Here is a 17,975-nt window from a genome sequence, read left to right on the forward strand (position 1 = left end):
AAAGACGTCAAAATGTCTGCACTCAACGGTAAAATCAATTGTATAGCTTAATCTTATATTTTTCTGTGCACTTAATAAGTGAAAATAATTGATAATTATGTCTATATCGTTTTTTTCTAATGCTCGACACAGATAAGTTTGATCCACTTTTAAATGCTTACTATTTACCGTTACAGGTGTATTTTGTAAATGATTTGCTTTATTTTGATCAAACACCCATTTTTCTATGCGTTTTAAACGAGATTCAAAGGCTTGCTTAAAATAGCGAATCAAAACATGCTTATCATGTGAATCCTTACTCGCTTGCTCAAGTGCTGTTAATTCACATGATATGCGGATGCTGTAATGAATAAAACTAAGCAATAGTAGCACCCATAAAATAATGATATAAATCCAACTCTTTTTAGAAACAAATACAAAATAATTTAACACAAGATTCTGAGTTAAAATTTCAACTATTGTCTCATGACCAATACGCTTTATATCGATGTTAAACCAATTAGAATTTATTGATTTTAATATTTCTTTATGCAAAGTATCAAATTTGTCTGTGATGCATATTTGACCAATAACATGCTGTTTATATTTAACTACCTGACAGGCAAGATATATATCAGAAACTACACCTTTATTAGCACCATAATAATGAGAAATTAATGTCCGCTTTTCGCTTATCGGATAAATATCCTGTCTTGGATGATAAATACCCGTTTGATCAATATAAACACTATCTTCTGTACTTGATATATAAAACAAACTAATGGGTGAAAAACTATTTATAGCAACATCTTTTAAAACAGCATAATAATAAACTATTGCCTCATGAATCTTGATCTCCGAGAAGTTAGTTTCACTATTAATACTTGATCGTACTTTGTCCAATATTTCATGATCACGTTTAGCAAACTTATCAACTGCCGAATTAGCTTGATTTTTTAAGGAACTTTCTGAACTTATAACATCCAGAGCATAATCACCAACAGACACCACAAAAAGCAAAAAGACACCGACTAGGGTATAGCACAAAACTAACCCAAATTTCCTCTTTGACCATCGCATAAAAGCATCGATGCCTACAATAAAGACTCTTGTAAGATACTGTAGCAAGGTGACAAAATATAAAAATTTATTTTATGTAGCAAACCGTATTCAATTGTCAGTCACCGCCATAATGAAGTTATTGAGTCACAATAACAACACAAATACTCAATGCACCGTCCTACTATCTCCCCACATATCATTATCTAAATCCGCTATCTCCTCACTATATTTAAGCGCAATCATCTCATTAATATCCTGTTCAATAACACAAAATGCGCCATGATCTGCCAATAGATTGATTATTGCTTCACTCACGTTGCAATGATGTTTTTTAATGTAGCGTCTGACTTCATTCAACAAAACCAACTTACCAAAAAACTCATCTAAACTCAGTGATGAAAATAACTTCACTGAAAATTCATAACCCTGAACCTCTGTATAAAAATAATTCAATGTGCCATACGTTTGCATCGCATCCATTGGATTAATATCATTGTCATCTTCGACTATTTTAGCTGCTTTAGACTCTTTGTTATCGTTTTTATCTTTTTTATCTTTTTTATCTTCTTCATCTTCAATCACACACTGAATGTCAGCATCAAATCCAAAAAATTGCATGAATTGCGGATAAAAACGGCGGCATATGTAGTATCTTCCTAAATCTCTACTGTTGAATATTTTTTCTGGTCTAACTTCAGACAATTCAATGACCTCATCACTTTCTGCTTTTTTACACTCACCTGTCATCATAAACACTATACTCTCTATTGGCAAACTGACAAAATGACACTAAGTGACAAGGTTTTTATTTTATTCACCTTTTGTGTTATTTGCTGTAGTAACACCTTTTATTTGATCAGCAATCATTTCAATCATCTTTTTTTGATTATGATTAAAAGCCACTAGCAAAAAATCTGCCACTGCTTCTTTGGTCATTGTTTCCTTGCCCAATAAGTGCCATGCCCATTTAACTGTTTCAGCATGATCTGGGCATCGCTCAAGCGCTATATCATAAGTTTCTGTTCTACGACCTACTTTGTAACTAATGCAAAAGTGACCATCTTTGATTTTAGCAAGCCTTTTGCTTGGTGCTTTGTCATCATCCAGTTTTAAAAGATATTCAATCATCGCTGTTTTCCTTATGTTTTATCTGTTGTCATATAACCTATATTCTCTATTAGCAAACTTACAAAATTCACCCCTAAACATCAAGCCAACATCCCCTATTTCTCCATTTCTTTGCTTGCCAATTACAACTTCTGCTAACCCTTTCAAATCAGGGTCATCAGGTTTGTACACTTCTTCACGATGAACAAACATAATCACATCAGCATCTTGTTCAATACTTCCTGAATCCCTTAAGTCACGCATCATCGGTTTTTTATTGGCGCGATCTTCAAGACCACGGTTTAACTGAGATAATGCAATCACAGGTACTTTAAGCTCCTTAGCAAGTGCTTTTAACTGTCCTGATATGTTCGATATTTCAAGGTTTCTATTATTTTGATACGCAGGGCTTTGCATTAACTGTAAGTAATCAATCACAATTAGCCCTAAGTCAGGGTTTTCACGTTTAAACTTACGCGCTTTATGCTTAACTTCTATTGGTGTCAACGCTGCCTTATCAACAATCGATAGTTTCATGTTTTCTACTTTGGTAAATGCCAATGTCAATTTAGCCCAATCATCATCTTCTAACTGTGCTGATCGTATTCTTGAAAATGGTAACATTCCTAATGATGAAGCCATACGCATCATAATATCCTTAGCTGACATCTCCATTGAAAACACTAAAACGGATTTATCTGTTTGTGTTAACACCGCTTCAGCTATATTCATCGCAAAGGTTGTTTTACCCATTGCCGGACGACCTGCAACGATAATCAGTTGTTCTTCCCGTAACCCACACAGCTTATTATCTAAGTCAATAAAGCCAGTAGGCAATCCTGCTAAACCATCATTATCAGAAAGCTCATCAAGGTAATCAATGATTTGTGGAATCACTGCCTTAGCTGAAATAAAATCATTATCCCCGCTATCTATATCTTGGCGTACTGTTAAAACAGCTTGTTCGACCTTATCCAATACATCTTCCTCAGATAAGCCCTGCCCTTGTAGCATCTCATTTGCTTCAAGCAGTGCTTTCGACAGTTTACGCTTAATGGCTTTGTTTCTGACAATATCTGCATAAGCTCTAACATTAACAGTTGTTGGTGTGTCTTTGGCAATTTCTGCTAAGTACCCTATCCCACCGACTTGATCACTTAAGCTTTCCTGCGCCAATGATTCTTCAAGTGTCACTACATCATATGCCTTGCCATCACTTGCCAACTTTTGGATATGTCGATAGATCAACTTATTGGCGGGGTGAAAAAAATCCTGTGGTGTTAAAATATCACTAATACGGTCATAGACATCGTTATCTAATATCAATGAACCAATCACTGATCTTTCGGCTGAGATGGAATGTTGCTTTTCTTGCTTTTCATTTAAATTTGTCATAGTCTATCCCTTGTAGACGTTGTTTTTAAAGTACGATTTAAGCGCGCCTACATAGTGCTTGTTGTCACCCTTATTTTTGAAAGCTGAGGGTGGCATCTTGCCTTGAAGTTCGCCATTTTCCTCAATGTCAGTAAGTTCAGTTGCAGTTAAAGATTCACGCCATAACTCAAACTCAAGGTTTAATACTTCTTCTTTTTGCGCTTTGATTTTTTCTAACCGTTCCTTTTTCGCTATCAATGACGCTTCAAACGCTAAATCTTCTGGTGACTTATAATTAGCCTCAGTCCAGTTACCGCCCTTTTTAAGCACCCCTATCAATCCACGTAAGCGGTTATTAGCAGGTGCATAGCTTACCATTTCATCTAATCGATTTTGCAAAGCCCAGGCATAATGCTCGATGGACTCTTGGACGCTATTGACAGTTAATTGGTTATCAGCGTCTAAGCTTTTATTAAAGTTTTTAATCTGAGTAACGTGGCGCTTTGTAAAGCCAAATTCAGTTAATGATGAAAAATCAAGATCAGTCCAGTTGTCATTGTCTGATTCAACTACATTAGTTTCGGCTGAATCTGTCACGGTGACGGTTTTAGTTTCAGGTTGGACTTGTGGAGCTTGTTGCAAAAATTGTTTTTGAAGTTCAGCTATCTGTTGTTGAAATTGATCGTTTTGCTTTTTGATCAAATCGATTAATTGGTCATTTTGTGGTGTGGTTGGTTTTTGCTCTTTGGTGTCGTTACTATATTTGTTTATAGTATTAGTAGTATTACTATTATATATAGGGTTAATATTAGGATTATTGTTAACCGTTTTTTCCTTTTTTAGATTTTTTATCATATCAAGATAAAAGTCATCATCAAAAATATAAACACACCAGCCACCTCGACCGTCTTTTCTATCATATATATCGATAACATTCTTAGCACGTAGTCTAGATATGGATTGCTTTATAATGTTAATGCTCTTTTGAACACTACTTGAAACCTCAATCAGATTGATTTTAGATGTTATTTTTGAGTATGAACTTTGATATAAAGTATTAATAATATCCTTTTGAATACCTATTAGCCTATCATAACTGATATTGCAAGTTTTTCCGTTAACCGTTTCCGTATTATCTGTTAACCGTTTGCTATCCGTTTGTTCTTCTTTTGTTAACCGTTCGTTAACCGATTGATTACCGTTTGTTATAGGTTTGTTAACCGTTTCCGTATTATCTGTTAACCGTTTGCTATCCGTTTGTTCTTCTTTTGTTAACCGTTCGTTAACCGATTGATTACCGTTTGTTATAGGTTTGTTAACCGTTTCCGTATTATCTGTTAACCGTTTGCTATCCGTTTGTTCTTCTTTTGTTAACCGTTCGTTAACCGATTGATTACCGTTTGTTATAGGTTTGTTAACCGTTTCCGTATTATCTGTTAACCGTTTGCTATCCGTTTGTTCTTCTTTTGTTAACCGTTCGTTAACCGATTGATTACCGTTTGTTATAGGTTTGTTAACCGTTTTTTGAGTCTTTATTGCATCAAATGCCTCTGATTTTTGAAGATTCAAACTAATTAACGATGATGTTTCTCCAACTTGTATTTTTGATGCAAATTTATTTAAACGATCTTCTCTTTTTTTTGCTGCCATATTTAAGTCTACCTACATTTATTTATGAGGATATTTTTTCATTCCAAAGCTCGTAAAAAATATTATAATAATCAGAAGCTAATGGAGATGTTGGCTTATGTTCTATTACTGAAATATCATCCATTGTTGCATCATCAGCAGTTGTTTCATCAACTCTTATACTCCCTGCTGTAACACTATCCTTAAAAGTTGCTCTTATGAGGTTGTTGAAGTATTTGCTATTTTTTGAGTTCATTTTCAGGTTTACTGGAACAATTGAAAAGCTATTCCAATTTGGTTGAACTTTATTTTTAAACTCATTAACTTGGCTTATAGTGGTGGCAACAGTACTGTAATCACCCATTTTACAACCTATTGGGTATATTATGTCTGTAGCCATTGTTAACGCGTTTTGGACAAATAGACTATTAAAATAAGCAGAGGTATCTAAAATAATAACATCATAATTATCTTTAATTGGTGTTAGCAATCTATCTAGATATAATTCGCGTTTAACCTCATGCATTATCTTATTTTCAAGCAATTGTAATTCTGGGGTTTCGGGAATGTAATCCAAAGTTGGCAAGTCTGTGTTCTGTATAACTTCTTCAAAACTATTTTCACCAGTAGCTAAATGATATAAACCATAAACAGGCTTGTTTAGCATTGCCTCAATTTGCTCAATATCATCATTATCTTCATCTATCAAAGGTGGCTGCATATATAAGGTAAAACTTCTTTGAGCAACTTCTAGCCCTATGCCTAGTGTCTTGATTCCATGTATTGCCAAAACTCTAGCTAATTGGTATGCAATAGTTGACTTAAGAACACCACCTTTCTGAGAGTTAACAACGATTATTTTTTTATCTTTTGGCTGCTTTAAAAAACCAAACTTTTTGCCAATATCAGGTAAATCCTCGTTATGCCAAACTCTAACATCATAAGCACCTCTCTTTTCCCTAGTAGCTAAAGGTATAGTTTTACCTTCTTCATTCAAAAGGGCAGTTTTTGTTTTTGTTGATCGATATAATTTCAAAATTTGGTTAGGAGTCCATGACTTACTCATATTGATATTATCCTTTATATTTAAGTGCATATTCATATTTAAATATATAAAGTTAGTCATGTAAATACATTTTTAGATATTTTTGTGCAAAACTGTCAATTCAGATTAAAAATGCAGCAAGCAAATAAATTTTAATAGTCATCACTCAACAGTTATTACGCAACAAATACAATACTCACCTTAAGAAGTTGTTACGCGACATTTATATTAACCGACCCTAACAACAGCATCGATAAAAAGAACAGGACACACCAAACTGTCACATTAGACTATAGTCTAACGTACACTAAAAAATTGGGTGAAGTTTAAATTTTAACCTATGAGGTTTAGAGCCTTATTATATAAGGCGTAGGCTTACGTCATCTTGAAATATCAAAGTGTTTCATATAAATATCTCGCAAATAAATGTATGATATAAGTAAATTACAATACACTTTGACCGATTAAATGAAATATGGCTATGCGAGAGTGTCAACTAAAAAGCAATGCGCTTCGTTAGATGATCAAATTTTGAAACTTAAAAAATCAGGCTGCGATGAAGTCTTTTCAGAATCTATCAGTGGAGCCAGTGCAAAAAGACCAAAATTGACAGCGTTATTAGAAACAGCAAAGTCAGGCGATGCTATTGTTGTTACTGCTATTGATAGGCTAGGGCGCAGTTTAAAAGATTTGATCGATATTATAATGCTATTGAAAAATAAAGGCGTATCTTTTATATCACTTAAAGAACAGATGGATACTAACACTGATATAGGCATGTTGCTTTTTGGCATGATGTGTTCAATATCAGAGTTCGAGCGTAAATTAATTAACAGGCGCATTTTTGATGGAGTCCAAAGAGCAAAAGAAAAAGGTAAGTATAAAGGTAGACGTTATGGCACTGATGCAAACATCAGACGTGAAATTGTAGATAAAATGAAAAGTGGCAATTATACAGTGAGCTACTTAGCGAAGATGGCAAAAGTATCACGTGCAACTTTATATAGATGGGAAGCGCAAGAAAATGCTATTGCCAAGGCATAGGTGCCACCAAAATTGCCAATGAGTTGGGTATTTGTCGGGATAGTGTTTATAAAATTCTCAGAAAATCGGTAAGTTAAAAAATCACCAATCGTTAGCAAAGATCAAATTCAGGCATCAGTTTATCAAAGACAGGGTATGGTAGTTTTTGGTCACGCATGTCAAAATAGCTTGAGGTGATCATGACGCAATCATTTTCAAGTTGCCATTGTTCAATTAGCTCCTGACCTTTAGGCTCATTTTCCTCAATGGTGTACTTATTGTCTAAAATATAAAAGGTTCTTAGTGCAGTTGCATCAAGCTTTTGTTTCAATCTGGCAAGTTGAGAAGTGGTTTTAGCAATATAGATGGGGAGCAAGTATTTTTCATTAACTTTCTGCACTGCATCAATAACACCATGGATATACGTATTTTTATCCTCAGCAATAATAATTGCATCATAAGCTTCTAAACTTGAGGTCAAAAGGGTTAATAGTTCTTCGCTCATCGTTGACTCCTCGTGTTAAAACAGGACGGCATTCTGTTCAATGGGTTGCAAGCGTAAATAGCCTTTGCCAAGGATTAAGACAGATTCACCAGAGAGTAGTTTTTGTTTGGCTAAATGGGCTTGATCGCCGAAATGAGTTAGACAGAATAGATTAACATCATTAAGACTTACACCCTGCTGAGTTGACCCATTAATGAGTGTGAACTTAATATTATCTGGTTTGATTTGACTCAAAAAAGGCATTTTCATAATCCAAAAATATATACACCAACCTATGATTATAGTAATACAAACTTACCATTAGTGACTCACCCATTTTGAGTGAATTTGAAATTTTTAAGGTGAATTAAAAAATGGTACATGAAACTTGTTTAAAACCTACCGTAAGTAACGAATTTTAAAAAAAGATTTATACGTTTTTGCAAATGGTAAAAGGCATACATGTTAAAAAAACAGACGGTATTCGCCGTTTTATAGAGGCTATATATTATATTTATAACGCTTGCGTACTGGATGTCAAAGGCGGGTTTTGCCAAAGCAGTATGGTCATTTCAGAGCAGTTCGTAAGTGTTATAAAGAAGGCTGCACAACTAAGGTGTATACCTTTGTAGATACATTAGGGTTACCTATTAGATTTATTTTAACATCTTGTCAAGTCTATGACAGTACTTAATCTGAGTATTATTTGATATACTTGCAATAAGTTGTTACTTATATATACTATTACGTAAATGTCACATGAGAAAAAAAAATGAAATATTTTCTAAGTATTATATTAATATTAAATTATGTCAATGCGCAAGCAAGTAGCTGGGTCAATTTTAGTACAGAGATATGTAATAACAGTCCTATTGGTGAAAATTATTATATCGCGGCGTATCGACAATATCAGAGCAAAATCACAAGTTGCACTGGCGTAGATAATACTTGTTCTACGTTAGCTGACTCAAAATATCATATTGATCACATGAATAATGCACCTGTAATCTTTAAACTTTCGCCTAGAGCTTGCTCAACAATAAATTATCAGATGTTAGTCAATGACCCTAACGTATTGGATTTTACTCAAGCCAAAGATGATGACTTACAATTAATTGTTGCGACAGATGGTCAGTCTGGTAGTTATCTTAATAATTTTACTGTTGGAGGGCTAATATATCTTCATGGGAAGGCAGATACAAGTTTGGTGGCAGAAATAGTCACCCCGTCTTTAGAAACTTCAATGATCAATTTAGCTGATTCTGAACTTTTAGATGCCCTAGGCTTAGGAGCACTTGTTATGGCTCCAATTTTTTCAGCAGGTCATGTTAATATATATCTAAAATTAACTACTACAGATAAGGATGATTTTTATCTAGCTGATAGCATAGGTGGTAACAATGTAGTAAAAATTAGTCCTTTTGCGTCATACCCAAATTATAATAAGACGCCAACAATACACTTGGTAAATTTAAAACAAAATATAACACCATCAAAGAATATCCCTGCCGGTAGCTACACGACTATGTGTAAAAATATTAACTATACAAATGGACAATTAAATGCAGACTGCAATAATGGTTTGGATACTAGAAACTATTCATTAAATTATATGGATAGTTGTCCTTCGGGGAGTCAAGTAATTTTTTTAGATAATAACTTACAATGTGAGCAAAAGTTACCCAACGGTTCTTATCAAAGCAGTTGTAGCAATGTAATATTTAAAAATGGGATATTGTCAGCAGATTGCGTAGAAAGAATTGGCAATTCATCTTGGAGCCAATCTAGTAATCTTGCTTATAATTTACGTTGTAAACCCAATAGTGTAAGCGCTCCACGAACCTCATCTAGAATACTGTTTTAAATCTGGCAAACTGATTGTATTGATAATACAAAGAGTTTTATCTCATGACAGAAGAGCAATGGTATGAAGCCATCAAACGCTGGGAACAATCTGGCTTAACGCAACCTCAATTTTGCAAGCAACACGATATAGACTACAGAATATTTAAACGCTGGCGCACCGAAGGATTAGCATCAGGGAGATTTAACCCCAGCACCAGATGGACAAATAAAAGTGAAAACGTCAGCTTTGCGAAAGTCACGACGCTACCCGATGAATTGCCTGAGACGACTTATCACGAAGGTTTAAACACTAAATTCATCGAAATAAATTTGCCGCACGGCATCCTGCTAAAGGTTCCTATGTAATGCTTGTTGCAAAAACACCTATTTACATAGCCAACTTCCCAGTAGATATGCGTAAGTCCATTGATGGTTTAATGCTGCTTGCTGAAACACATTTTTCATCGAACGTCACCGATGGTGCATATTATGTGTTTGGCAATAAGATTAAAGATAAAATCAAAATACTCTATTGGGATAAAAACGGCTTCGCACTGTGGTATAAACGACTGGAAAGTGAACGCTTTAAGTTGATCTATAGTGATAAATCAGAGGTAAATTTGTCTGCCAATCAACTGCAATGGTTACTCTCTGGCTTGGCTTACCAAAACCTGCAAGGACATGCTGAAAAAAGGTATGATATTTTTGCTTAAAAGCTAATTAAAATAAGGCTTTTAAAGGGTTTTTATGGTATAATTTCCGCATTGAAACTAAGGGTTTTTTGATGTGACTAGCAGTGAGATGGAAGCTTTAATGCATCGTGTTAAAGAGCTTGAAAATACGGTTCACGCGCATCAAATTTCCCTTGCCGCTAAGGACGTCCTTATTGAGCAATTAAAGGAAGCATTAAAAATTGCTTTGGCTCGTAAATATGGGCGGTCTGCTGAAAGCTATGTTGATCCCAATCAAATCGATTTATTTGATGAGGCTGAAACAGGCGTCATTATTGATAATGATTCTGGTGAGGTGATTAATGTACCAGGTCACACGAGAACCAAAAAGCGTGGCAAACGCCAACCACTACCTGATTATCTACCACGTGAAATTGTTGAACATAAGCTGCCTGATAGTGAGCTTATACTTCCCAATGGTTTGCGCTATGAAATTATTGGCAAAGAAGAATCTGAGCAACTGGATGTTATCCCGCAAGACGTTCGTGTCATCAAACATGTTCGCTATAAGTATGCGGTTAAAGGATATGAAGAATATGGTGTTAAAACGGCTGCTATTACAGGTCAGGTGATTCCTAAATCAATTGCATCTAATGGCTTATTGGCGCACATTGTCCAAGCCAAGTATAGCTATCATTTACCGTTATACCGTCAGCAAAGAATATGGCAAGAGCTGGAAGTTGACTTATCACGGGCTAGTATGTGCCGTTGGATGATATTGTTAGGGGAAAAGGTTGCACCTGTTGTAGATGATATTATGGCGCAAATGAAGCAGTTGCCGTATATGCAAGCAGATGAAACGCCCGTTATCGTCTTAAAGGACAAAGATCATCCGGCAGGACCATATAAAGGTTATATGTGGGTTTATAACAATTCTGAAGGTTGCGTATACAAATATGCATCCCGCTCAGGAGAACATGTAAAGTCTGAGCTTGATGATTATCAAGGCTATGTCCAAAGTGATGCTTATGCTGGCTATAATATTTTATTTGGCGAAGACAGCAATCGAATCAATGTAGGTTGCTGGGCACATGCAAGACGTAAATATATGGATGTGATTAAAGCATTAGGCAAAAATGCACCTAAAGGGGTAGCGCATGAAATCATTGAGCTTATTGCCAAGTTATATGCAATAGAAAGTCGGGCAGTGAAAGACGGTCTTACACATCAACAACTTAAAGAGCAAAGGCAATTAAAAGCAAAACCTATTTTAAACACCATCAAAAATAGGTTAGATGACATTATCCATCGCACACCACCAAAGGGTTTACTTGGAAAGGCAATTGGTTATACCCTTAATAATTGGAAGAGTTTATTGGTTTACATCGAGGAAGGTTATATCCCGATAGATAACAATGCGACTGAAAACAAAATAAGACCATTTGCCGTAGGACGTAAAAACTGGCTCTTTACAGGTCACTGTGAGAGTGCCAAAGCCAGTGCCAATTTATTTACACTGGTTGAAAACGCTAAACTTTACAACCTCAAGGTGTTTGATTACTTAAGGTATGTCTTCGATCGCATTGGTGATGCCAAAACGGATAAAGATTATGAAATGCTTACACCAAAATATGCTTCAGCACATTTACCTAAATTAAAATCTGCCCAGAAGAGGACGGCATAGACATGCGTAGTATATTGTTTGCTAGATAAATAGGTGGGTTTATGGAGCGCTTACATATTGAGGGTGCATTGAAGTGTGAGAACTAATTGTAACGGGTCAGAGCGATTATAAAAAGCGAATTGCTAATGTGACAAGAAGGTGCGTGAACACCGTGAGACTTGCCTATTTTGAGTGAATTTGAAACTTTTTAGGTGAAAAAATAGTATACGAACCTAGTCTACTGATGGAATATAACTAAAAAAAAAGCGCTCAAGTCCATCCCATCCATGGTCAATTAGGTAGCGTCTTAGTGATTTTTTATCATTACAGTAAGTTTTACTACGAATAATTTTGAGATGTGTGGACACTGTATTTATGGACTTATTTAACATTTTGGCTATTTGACTTGCACTGCAACCACTAGCGTATAATATAAGCACTTCAAACTCTCTGTCGCTGAGATCAAAGCTAGCATTTTCCTGCAATAATTCGTGTGCATAACTTCGTTTGATTTGATCATAAGGTGGTAGATGTTCTCCAAACTTAACAACATTTTCTGTTTTTAGCCCATCAATAATAATTTCTTTGGCTTTCTCGTTAAAATAGCTAATAAATTTTAAAAGCTTTGCTCTTTGTAAATCATAGAAACGATAAGCTTCATCAGCATGTTTTTTGTTTGCATAAAAGCTATACTGATAATATTTGTTTTGATGTTGATCTCGGTAGATAAAATCAATTCTTGCATCCATATCAAAATTTTCGCGTGCATCTTCAGCTGCTTCAGAAATATATTGGCTTTTATTCCTTTTCCAGTAATTAATTCCAGTAATCAGCCTATGTTTAGCTATTTTGGCTACATCATATTTTTTATAGGAATGCCTAACCCATTCTTCAGGACATGCGCAAAAATCACTCGATGTACCATTGCAATGATTGATTATTAAAGATGAAAAATGAATATTTGTTTCCTGAGTAAACTTTGCTGAAATTTTCCTGATACTTGGGATAATTCGTATAATATGCGAATTTGCATCCAATTTTTTTGCATCGATCATGATTTCGTTACTCCTCGGAAATGAATTTTATCAACATTCAGAACTATGAGAGATATCACCACGGATAAAATAAAATAAATAACTGGAGCCATTTTAGTATTTAATAGAATTGATAATGCTTCGTTAACACTTGGGGTAAATGATCCAATTAAAATTGATAGAGAAAAAGCTATTCCAAGAATAGATATGCGATGATCTATTGGACAATCTCTTAAGAACATCGGTGCATAGGCAGATGCAAGCAACGCTAAAGCCGTTGACATTGTGAAGCAAGCCAATAGCAGTAATGGTATGTTGCCAAATACTAAACAGTAGTATAATGGAGCAGAAATGAATATCAATATCCATAGTGTGATGTTTGAAGATTTTTTCAATCCGATTTTGTCTGCAACAAAACCCATAATTGGTAACATAATAACAAAGACAAGAACAACCGAAAAATGTATCATTGTTGCTTGGAAATCAGATAATTTAAGTGCCGAATTCTTGAAAATAGTCACTTTGTTAAAGAGCATAATGGTATAATACAGGAAGTTTAGACTAGACATATAAAGCATTATTTTGATGATATTTTTCCAGTGATGCCTTAACGTATAGAATGAGTAATGACTATATTGTGGTTTGGTTTCAATGGTACTAATCCGTATGTAGCCAATGATAAAAGTAAATAATACGGAAATACCAAAACATAACCGCCACCCCCACGCATGAACCTCTTTCACATCTAATATACTATGTAATAGAGTGATAATTAGTATGCCTATAACTAATCCTGAATTAGACACAACATCCCATAAACTGCTATAGGTAGCTTTTCTATTGTCAGGGGCTACTTCGTATAACATAACCATTATTGTCGGAAGTTCACCACTGAAAGCAAGGCCTTGAATTAACCTGAATAACAGGATGATTATTGTAGATGCGATGCCTATGCTCTGATATGTTGGTACACAAGCCATTCCTGCAGAAACTATAGACATCATTGTTAACGTTGTTATTAAAACTACCTTTCTGCCATATTTATCGCCTATGTAACCCCATAAAACGGCGCCAAAAGGTCTTACAAAAAAACTAATCGAAAAAATTAAAAAAGCTGCTAGTAGTGAATGCTTAAAATCATCAGGAAAAAATATTTTAGCAAAAACGGGGGCAAGTAGACCGTATAAAACTACATCATAGGACTCTAATATACCACTGATTACAATGGGGAAAACCTTTTTCTTATTTGTTTCCATAAGCGATACAGCACGGGTCGCCATAAATATGACCAAAACCCACCATTGCTCCTTATAGTTTTGTGCACAAAACGCCAAAAAAACAAAGTTACAGCAAGAACTCAGATTTATAATTGGCAACCAAATCTTTCCATTACTTGTGGTCAAACCCTAGCACATCAGGGAAAATATAACTTAAACATAAATGTATTAATTTGCTTCTGAATGTATAAAACCAGACGAAACGCCAGTTGCTTTTTAAGGCTTCATAAACGACTATCATTGACTTTAGCCGTGTATATTACCTATCTTGTCTAATAAGCATATGAAGAACCTAATTATGGTCGCTGAACGTAAACACATTAAAAATGACGTTAATATGCTTAACCAAATTGTGCATTTGCTCAATTATAAAAAGAAAACCTTTATTGAGTAATCCAGTGAAGCAGACTTCAATAATGCCATTGATTATATAAACAAAACGATAGCCAAGCTTGAGGATAAAAGGCAAAAATTACCGATAAGGTATAGGTATACTGGGGTGTTTTATTTGAAGAAACCTTATACGGTGCCGAGTGAGTCAGTAAAGATTAAAGTGGCTGCATTCATGTATGCTAAGAATTTCTACAAAGTGTCGGAAAAACCGACGTTTAAATTGAAAAATCCATCATTTTGACTAAATTGAGAAATCACGTATTTCAATGGATGCTAAATCGATTCAGAGTTAATAATATTTATCAATATGTATTTGTATTATGGGTGGGGTTAAAATATGCCTAATGCAGCATCTGAAAGTAGAAAAATTGCCAAAACTATAGGGTTTAATGTAGATAGTATTGCAGATAATGGAATATATGCATATCTGAATGGGAAGACTGACCATGATGGGCATTCTTGTTTTTGGGTAAGAAAAGATGATAAGGTCAGAGTCATTGAGTTAATGCTACTTCTTCGTAGTCAACAAAGAGAGTTATGCAAGGGTGAAATTGAATTACCAGTACCAAAAGTTAAAGATCCTGATTTTGGTATTTTTGATCATAATGACTCTATGAAACTGTTTGAATGCAAATATCCAAATTCGAAGATACAGCATGTAGCGGGTAAAGGAAATTTATTTAAATTAAATTTGGATGAAGTTACGCTTAATACTTATATAAAACATGAAAATGAAAAAATACGTAGCTCTGAATTAAACTATAAACAATACACATGTAACACCTATGTGAGAAATATATTAAGCGGGCTGCAAAAAGAATTATGTCATGATAATGCATCTGATAATGCATCTGATAATCGAAAATTTTTACAAGGGCTATGTCAAAAAGCATCTACAAAGGTTCATGGTCGTTGGTTTTTAAATATTGCAGGAAAAGAGGTAGATACAGGAATCGGAAAGTATGTTGTTCCAGATAATATTGCCAAAGCCATTGAAGCAAACAAAAAAAATATTTATTTGAAACCTGATGAGTATCAAGAAAAACTAATCAGTAGTATTGCTCAAATGACAAATGACATCAAGCCATCCTTAAACCGAGATAAATGGACTGAAAATTTATATAAGCAAGCTAAGGCTGAAAAAAAATCTGTGCCCGTTTCGATTTTCTTTGAGCAGATAATAAGCGAAACACATCAGTCTAATGAGACAAATCATGCCCAGAAATTATAAACTGATAAAACATAAGTTTTATGAAAGTGCTCAAAGCCTTAATATTAAAACGCTGCAAAATTAACGTAATAGCAGATATGGTTAATGCCTAATGCTAATAATGATAACGGTGTAACCGCATCTGATACAATAAATGCGTTTGAAATTTCAAGGATTGCTTGTTAAATGAGGTGGATTCATACAATAAGAAAGTGACTTGATATGATTTAAAACGTAAAATTGTTTTTATCTATTTATTTGGTAATTTTTACAATGTCTTTGTCTGTAGTTAGTAATGAGCTTATAGTTTTGGCAGCGCCAACAACAAAATATTATGAGAAAGTTGAAAATGATATTATTGATTTTCAAACTAGATATGCTGAAAAAATAATTGATAATGGTGATAAAGTTATTATTCTTAGCGATCAAAAAAATTATTCAAAATATGCAAAGGCTATAGATGTAAGCAATATTCTATTGTGCCCAATGAAAGATATATGGATGAGAGATTTTACATTAGTAAATCCGATAAACCCTTTAATCTTTAGATATACAGCAGCAGGGCAGGGAGGAGGTAAAAAAGGACAATATTTAGCTGATGAAGTACAAAATGACTTTTATGGATTAGTAAAAGATGCTAACTTGTCGTTTGTTGAAACAAACTTACTAAATGATGGTGGCAATTGGGTTGATGATTATTCAGGCAATATTGTGATTAGTAGAAAGTTTTTAAATGATAATAATCTTTTAGAAAAAGATGCAAAAGAAGTGCTAAAGTCATTAGTTTCAGTAAATAATATAGCATTTATTGAAGCTGATGAGCAGGGTGGGCTAGAACATGCAGATGGAGTCGTTAGTTTTATAGATTATAATACACTCGTTATTAATAGTTATCCATATGACAAAACCTATTCTAAGAAACTAAAGGAAGATCTGAAGCGAGGACTTCCAAAAGTAGCAATACATGAAATCATTACTTCGTATGATGATAGTGATATATACGATGAGAGTTTTGGTTCTGCATGTGGTATATATACAAATATGCTTGTAACTGAAAGTAGTATTTATTTTCCTCAGTTCGACATACCAGAAGATAAAATTGCGTTAAAGCAGATTAAATCTATGACATCTAAGATTAAATCTATGACATCTAAAAAAATTATTCCTGTGATGTCATCACAGATTTGTAAAATGGGTGGTGGTGTACGTTGTATGTCTTTACAAATAAGAGGAGATAATAAGGAAAAGTTGGTGGAGTTTTTAAAAAATAAGCAAAAAAAGTAGTTAGTTAAACAAGATTATCTTTAAGTCAATAATCACAATAATACCTTGGCTTCCTTGATTTTCATTTAAGGATTACACACCAAAATTGCAATGTAAATTTTTTGATTGATCACCTTCCCTACATGTTAACTACTTTCTCGGTATTGAGCATGGATACGATATTTATTAATCTGAGTATTGTTATAGGTAGGCGGGTAATAAACAAGGAAATGACGTTTAAGCTGAACAGGGATGATTATAAGGCAGTGTTTGATCAGTGATAATCAAACTCTTCTCTTTGCCATTGTACTTGTAAACACATATCATCATCATGGTCGGGAGCAAGATCAAAGGATAATAGTTTTATATCAAATTCTTCGTCATCGTAATACGCTAATTTCAATTGGTATGCTATGTACAGGGCTTTAGCAATCGCTTTAGGTGACATAATCATCTTATTGCTTTTAAGCTCGCGATGAAGTTCCTTAACTTTTTTCTCAAACTTTTTGTTAAAAGTATATTCGGATACCTCATAAGATAGTTGGCATAAATTCCAACCATGAAAACTAATGACAATTAGTGCTAATAAATTATACTTCTCATGAGTGATTTTGTAGATTGAAACAGCAATTTCAGTAATGAGGTTATTGGCTTGCAATTGATCACCATGATAGCGTTCTTCAATCATCGAACTAATGTTGTCAATATAATCAAAGGCATCAATTAAATCATCGCAGTTGTCACGTACTAATGATATTGGTATAGACATAACACACACAAACCAAAATGTTTTTTGATAGTCTGCCAAAGATATGTTAGCCAATCAAGTCTAAATAATACATCACTACTAAGGATCGTGCGCTGAGAGGTAATCTTAAGAGTGCTTTTTGGGTATAAATCCATATATAATATGGCT

Annotated in this window: 19 protein-coding genes; 8 read left to right on the plus strand and 11 right to left on the minus strand. The window is 34.3% G+C overall.

The window, feature by feature from the left end; translation table 11 throughout:
• The 6 genes from DNJ75_RS11460 to DNJ75_RS11485 form a co-directional block, all read right to left on the minus strand.
• Nucleotides 1–1,026, minus strand: a 1,026-nt coding sequence (locus DNJ75_RS11460; protein ID WP_157968319.1) for a hypothetical protein, incomplete at its 3' end; no start/stop codon positions are given.
• A 180-nt stretch (nt 1,027–1,206) separates the two neighbouring features.
• Nucleotides 1,207–1,797 (minus strand): hypothetical protein, encoded by a 591-nt coding sequence (locus DNJ75_RS11465; protein WP_157968320.1) that lies wholly within the window; start codon nt 1,795–1,797, stop codon nt 1,207–1,209.
• A 54-nt stretch (nt 1,798–1,851) separates the two neighbouring features.
• On the minus strand, nt 1,852–2,169 hold the full coding sequence (locus DNJ75_RS11470; protein ID WP_117003593.1) for a hypothetical protein: 318 nt from the start codon (nt 2,167–2,169) through the stop codon (nt 1,852–1,854).
• Between the two features lie 18 nt (nt 2,170–2,187).
• Nucleotides 2,188–3,543, minus strand: a complete 1,356-nt coding sequence (gene dnaB / locus DNJ75_RS11475) for a replicative DNA helicase (RefSeq protein ID WP_117003594.1) — start codon at nt 3,541–3,543, stop codon at nt 2,188–2,190.
• 3 nt (nt 3,544–3,546) lie between these two features.
• Nucleotides 3,547–5,172, minus strand: coding sequence for a hypothetical protein (locus DNJ75_RS11480; RefSeq protein ID WP_117003595.1), 1,626 nt, complete (start codon nt 5,170–5,172; stop codon nt 3,547–3,549).
• 22 nt (nt 5,173–5,194) lie between these two features.
• Nucleotides 5,195–6,217 (minus strand): ParA family protein, encoded by a 1,023-nt coding sequence (locus DNJ75_RS11485; RefSeq protein WP_170137229.1) that lies wholly within the window; start codon nt 6,215–6,217, stop codon nt 5,195–5,197.
• A 447-nt stretch (nt 6,218–6,664) separates the two neighbouring features.
• Between DNJ75_RS11485 and DNJ75_RS11490 the strand changes: the two genes are divergently transcribed.
• Entirely contained in the window at nt 6,665–7,240 is a 576-nt protein-coding gene (locus tag DNJ75_RS11490; RefSeq protein WP_117003597.1) for a recombinase family protein, read from the plus strand.
• Complete coding sequence (locus tag DNJ75_RS15840) at nt 7,204–7,317, plus strand: helix-turn-helix domain-containing protein (RefSeq protein WP_117003598.1); 114 nt, start codon at nt 7,204–7,206, stop codon at nt 7,315–7,317. The genes DNJ75_RS11490 and DNJ75_RS15840 overlap by 37 nt, the downstream gene beginning before the upstream one ends.
• Nucleotides 7,318–7,331: 14 nt before the next feature.
• On the opposite strand, the gene DNJ75_RS11500 is transcribed toward DNJ75_RS15840, so the two are convergent.
• Together DNJ75_RS11500 and DNJ75_RS11505 are read right to left on the minus strand one after the other, a co-directional pair.
• Nucleotides 7,332–7,724 carry a hypothetical protein gene (locus DNJ75_RS11500; protein WP_117003599.1) on the minus strand — a complete coding sequence of 131 codons (393 nt, stop codon included), beginning with the start codon at nt 7,722–7,724 and terminating at the stop codon, nt 7,332–7,334.
• Between the two features lie 15 nt (nt 7,725–7,739).
• Nucleotides 7,740–7,967: a hypothetical protein gene (locus tag DNJ75_RS11505; protein ID WP_117003600.1), complete on the minus strand. Its 228-nt coding sequence runs from the start codon at nt 7,965–7,967 to the stop codon at nt 7,740–7,742.
• Nucleotides 7,968–8,475: 508 nt separating this feature from the next.
• Between DNJ75_RS11505 and DNJ75_RS11510 the strand changes: the two genes are divergently transcribed.
• The 4 genes from DNJ75_RS11510 (at nt 8,476) to tnpC (ending at nt 11,903) form a co-directional block, all read left to right on the plus strand.
• Complete coding sequence (locus DNJ75_RS11510; protein ID WP_117003601.1) at nt 8,476–9,567, plus strand: hypothetical protein; 1,092 nt, start codon at nt 8,476–8,478, stop codon at nt 9,565–9,567.
• A 44-nt stretch (nt 9,568–9,611) separates the two neighbouring features.
• The gene (gene tnpA, locus DNJ75_RS11515) at nt 9,612–9,914 is read left to right on the plus strand and encodes an IS66 family insertion sequence element accessory protein TnpA (RefSeq protein ID WP_117003602.1); all 303 of its coding nucleotides are present in this window, start codon (nt 9,612–9,614) and stop codon (nt 9,912–9,914) included.
• Nucleotides 9,914–10,261 carry an IS66 family insertion sequence element accessory protein TnpB gene (tnpB, locus tag DNJ75_RS11520; protein ID WP_117003603.1) on the plus strand — a complete coding sequence of 116 codons (348 nt, stop codon included), beginning with the start codon at nt 9,914–9,916 and terminating at the stop codon, nt 10,259–10,261. The genes tnpA and tnpB overlap by 1 nt, the downstream gene beginning before the upstream one ends.
• 73 nt (nt 10,262–10,334) lie before the next feature.
• On the plus strand, nt 10,335–11,903 hold the full coding sequence (gene tnpC / locus DNJ75_RS11525) for an IS66 family transposase (RefSeq protein WP_150468925.1): 1,569 nt from the start codon (nt 10,335–10,337) through the stop codon (nt 11,901–11,903).
• Nucleotides 11,904–12,115: 212 nt separating this feature from the next.
• On the opposite strand, the gene DNJ75_RS11530 is transcribed toward tnpC, so the two are convergent.
• On the minus strand, nt 12,116–12,937 hold the full coding sequence (locus DNJ75_RS11530) for a LuxR C-terminal-related transcriptional regulator (RefSeq protein ID WP_117003605.1): 822 nt from the start codon (nt 12,935–12,937) through the stop codon (nt 12,116–12,118).
• Nucleotides 12,934–14,319 (minus strand): MFS transporter, encoded by a 1,386-nt coding sequence (locus DNJ75_RS11535; RefSeq protein WP_150468924.1) that lies wholly within the window; start codon nt 14,317–14,319, stop codon nt 12,934–12,936. The genes DNJ75_RS11530 and DNJ75_RS11535 overlap by 4 nt, the downstream gene beginning before the upstream one ends.
• Before the next feature lie 604 nt (nt 14,320–14,923).
• Here DNJ75_RS11535 and DNJ75_RS11540 point away from each other — a divergent pair.
• Together DNJ75_RS11540 and DNJ75_RS11545 are read left to right on the plus strand one after the other, a co-directional pair.
• On the plus strand, nt 14,924–15,817 hold the full coding sequence (locus DNJ75_RS11540) for a hypothetical protein (protein WP_117003607.1): 894 nt from the start codon (nt 14,924–14,926) through the stop codon (nt 15,815–15,817).
• A gap of 252 nt (nt 15,818–16,069) precedes the next feature.
• Complete coding sequence (locus DNJ75_RS11545) at nt 16,070–17,080, plus strand: agmatine deiminase family protein (protein WP_117003608.1); 1,011 nt, start codon at nt 16,070–16,072, stop codon at nt 17,078–17,080.
• A 253-nt stretch (nt 17,081–17,333) separates the two neighbouring features.
• On the opposite strand, the gene DNJ75_RS11550 is transcribed toward DNJ75_RS11545, so the two are convergent.
• Nucleotides 17,334–17,828: a hypothetical protein gene (locus DNJ75_RS11550; protein WP_150468923.1), complete on the minus strand. Its 495-nt coding sequence runs from the start codon at nt 17,826–17,828 to the stop codon at nt 17,334–17,336.
• Between the last annotated feature and the right edge of the window lie 147 nt (nt 17,829–17,975).

It is taken from the genome of Cysteiniphilum litorale (genome assembly GCF_003428165.1).
GTDB classification, from domain to species: domain Bacteria; phylum Pseudomonadota; class Gammaproteobacteria; order Francisellales; family Francisellaceae; genus Caedibacter; species Caedibacter litoralis.

What these genes read in the sequence shown, in the direction of transcription:
- DNJ75_RS11470 (WP_117003593.1), bottom strand. Translation starts at nt 2,169, where the DNA reads ATGATTGAATATCTTTTAAAACTGGATGATGACAAAGCACCAAGCAAA.
- dnaB (WP_117003594.1), bottom strand. Translation starts at nt 3,543, where the DNA reads ATGACAAATTTAAATGAAAAGCAAGAAAAGCAACATTCCATCTCAGCC.
- DNJ75_RS11480 (WP_117003595.1), bottom strand. Translation starts at nt 5,172, where the DNA reads ATGGCAGCAAAAAAAAGAGAAGATCGTTTAAATAAATTTGCATCAAAA.
- DNJ75_RS11485 (WP_170137229.1), bottom strand. Translation starts at nt 6,217, where the DNA reads ATGAGTAAGTCATGGACTCCTAACCAAATTTTGAAATTATATCGATCA.
- DNJ75_RS11490 (WP_117003597.1), top strand. Translation starts at nt 6,665, where the DNA reads ATGAAATATGGCTATGCGAGAGTGTCAACTAAAAAGCAATGCGCTTCG.
- DNJ75_RS15840 (WP_117003598.1), top strand. Translation starts at nt 7,204, where the DNA reads ATGGGAAGCGCAAGAAAATGCTATTGCCAAGGCATAGGTGCCACCAAA.
- DNJ75_RS11500 (WP_117003599.1), bottom strand. Translation starts at nt 7,724, where the DNA reads ATGAGCGAAGAACTATTAACCCTTTTGACCTCAAGTTTAGAAGCTTAT.
- DNJ75_RS11505 (WP_117003600.1), bottom strand. Translation starts at nt 7,967, where the DNA reads ATGCCTTTTTTGAGTCAAATCAAACCAGATAATATTAAGTTCACACTC.
- DNJ75_RS11510 (WP_117003601.1), top strand. Translation starts at nt 8,476, where the DNA reads ATGAAATATTTTCTAAGTATTATATTAATATTAAATTATGTCAATGCG.
- tnpA (WP_117003602.1), top strand. Translation starts at nt 9,612, where the DNA reads ATGACAGAAGAGCAATGGTATGAAGCCATCAAACGCTGGGAACAATCT.
- tnpB (WP_117003603.1), top strand. Translation starts at nt 9,914, where the DNA reads ATGCTTGTTGCAAAAACACCTATTTACATAGCCAACTTCCCAGTAGAT.
- DNJ75_RS11530 (WP_117003605.1), bottom strand. Translation starts at nt 12,937, where the DNA reads ATGATCGATGCAAAAAAATTGGATGCAAATTCGCATATTATACGAATT.
- DNJ75_RS11540 (WP_117003607.1), top strand. Translation starts at nt 14,924, where the DNA reads ATGCCTAATGCAGCATCTGAAAGTAGAAAAATTGCCAAAACTATAGGG.
- DNJ75_RS11545 (WP_117003608.1), top strand. Translation starts at nt 16,070, where the DNA reads ATGTCTTTGTCTGTAGTTAGTAATGAGCTTATAGTTTTGGCAGCGCCA.
- DNJ75_RS11550 (WP_150468923.1), bottom strand. Translation starts at nt 17,828, where the DNA reads ATGTCTATACCAATATCATTAGTACGTGACAACTGCGATGATTTAATT.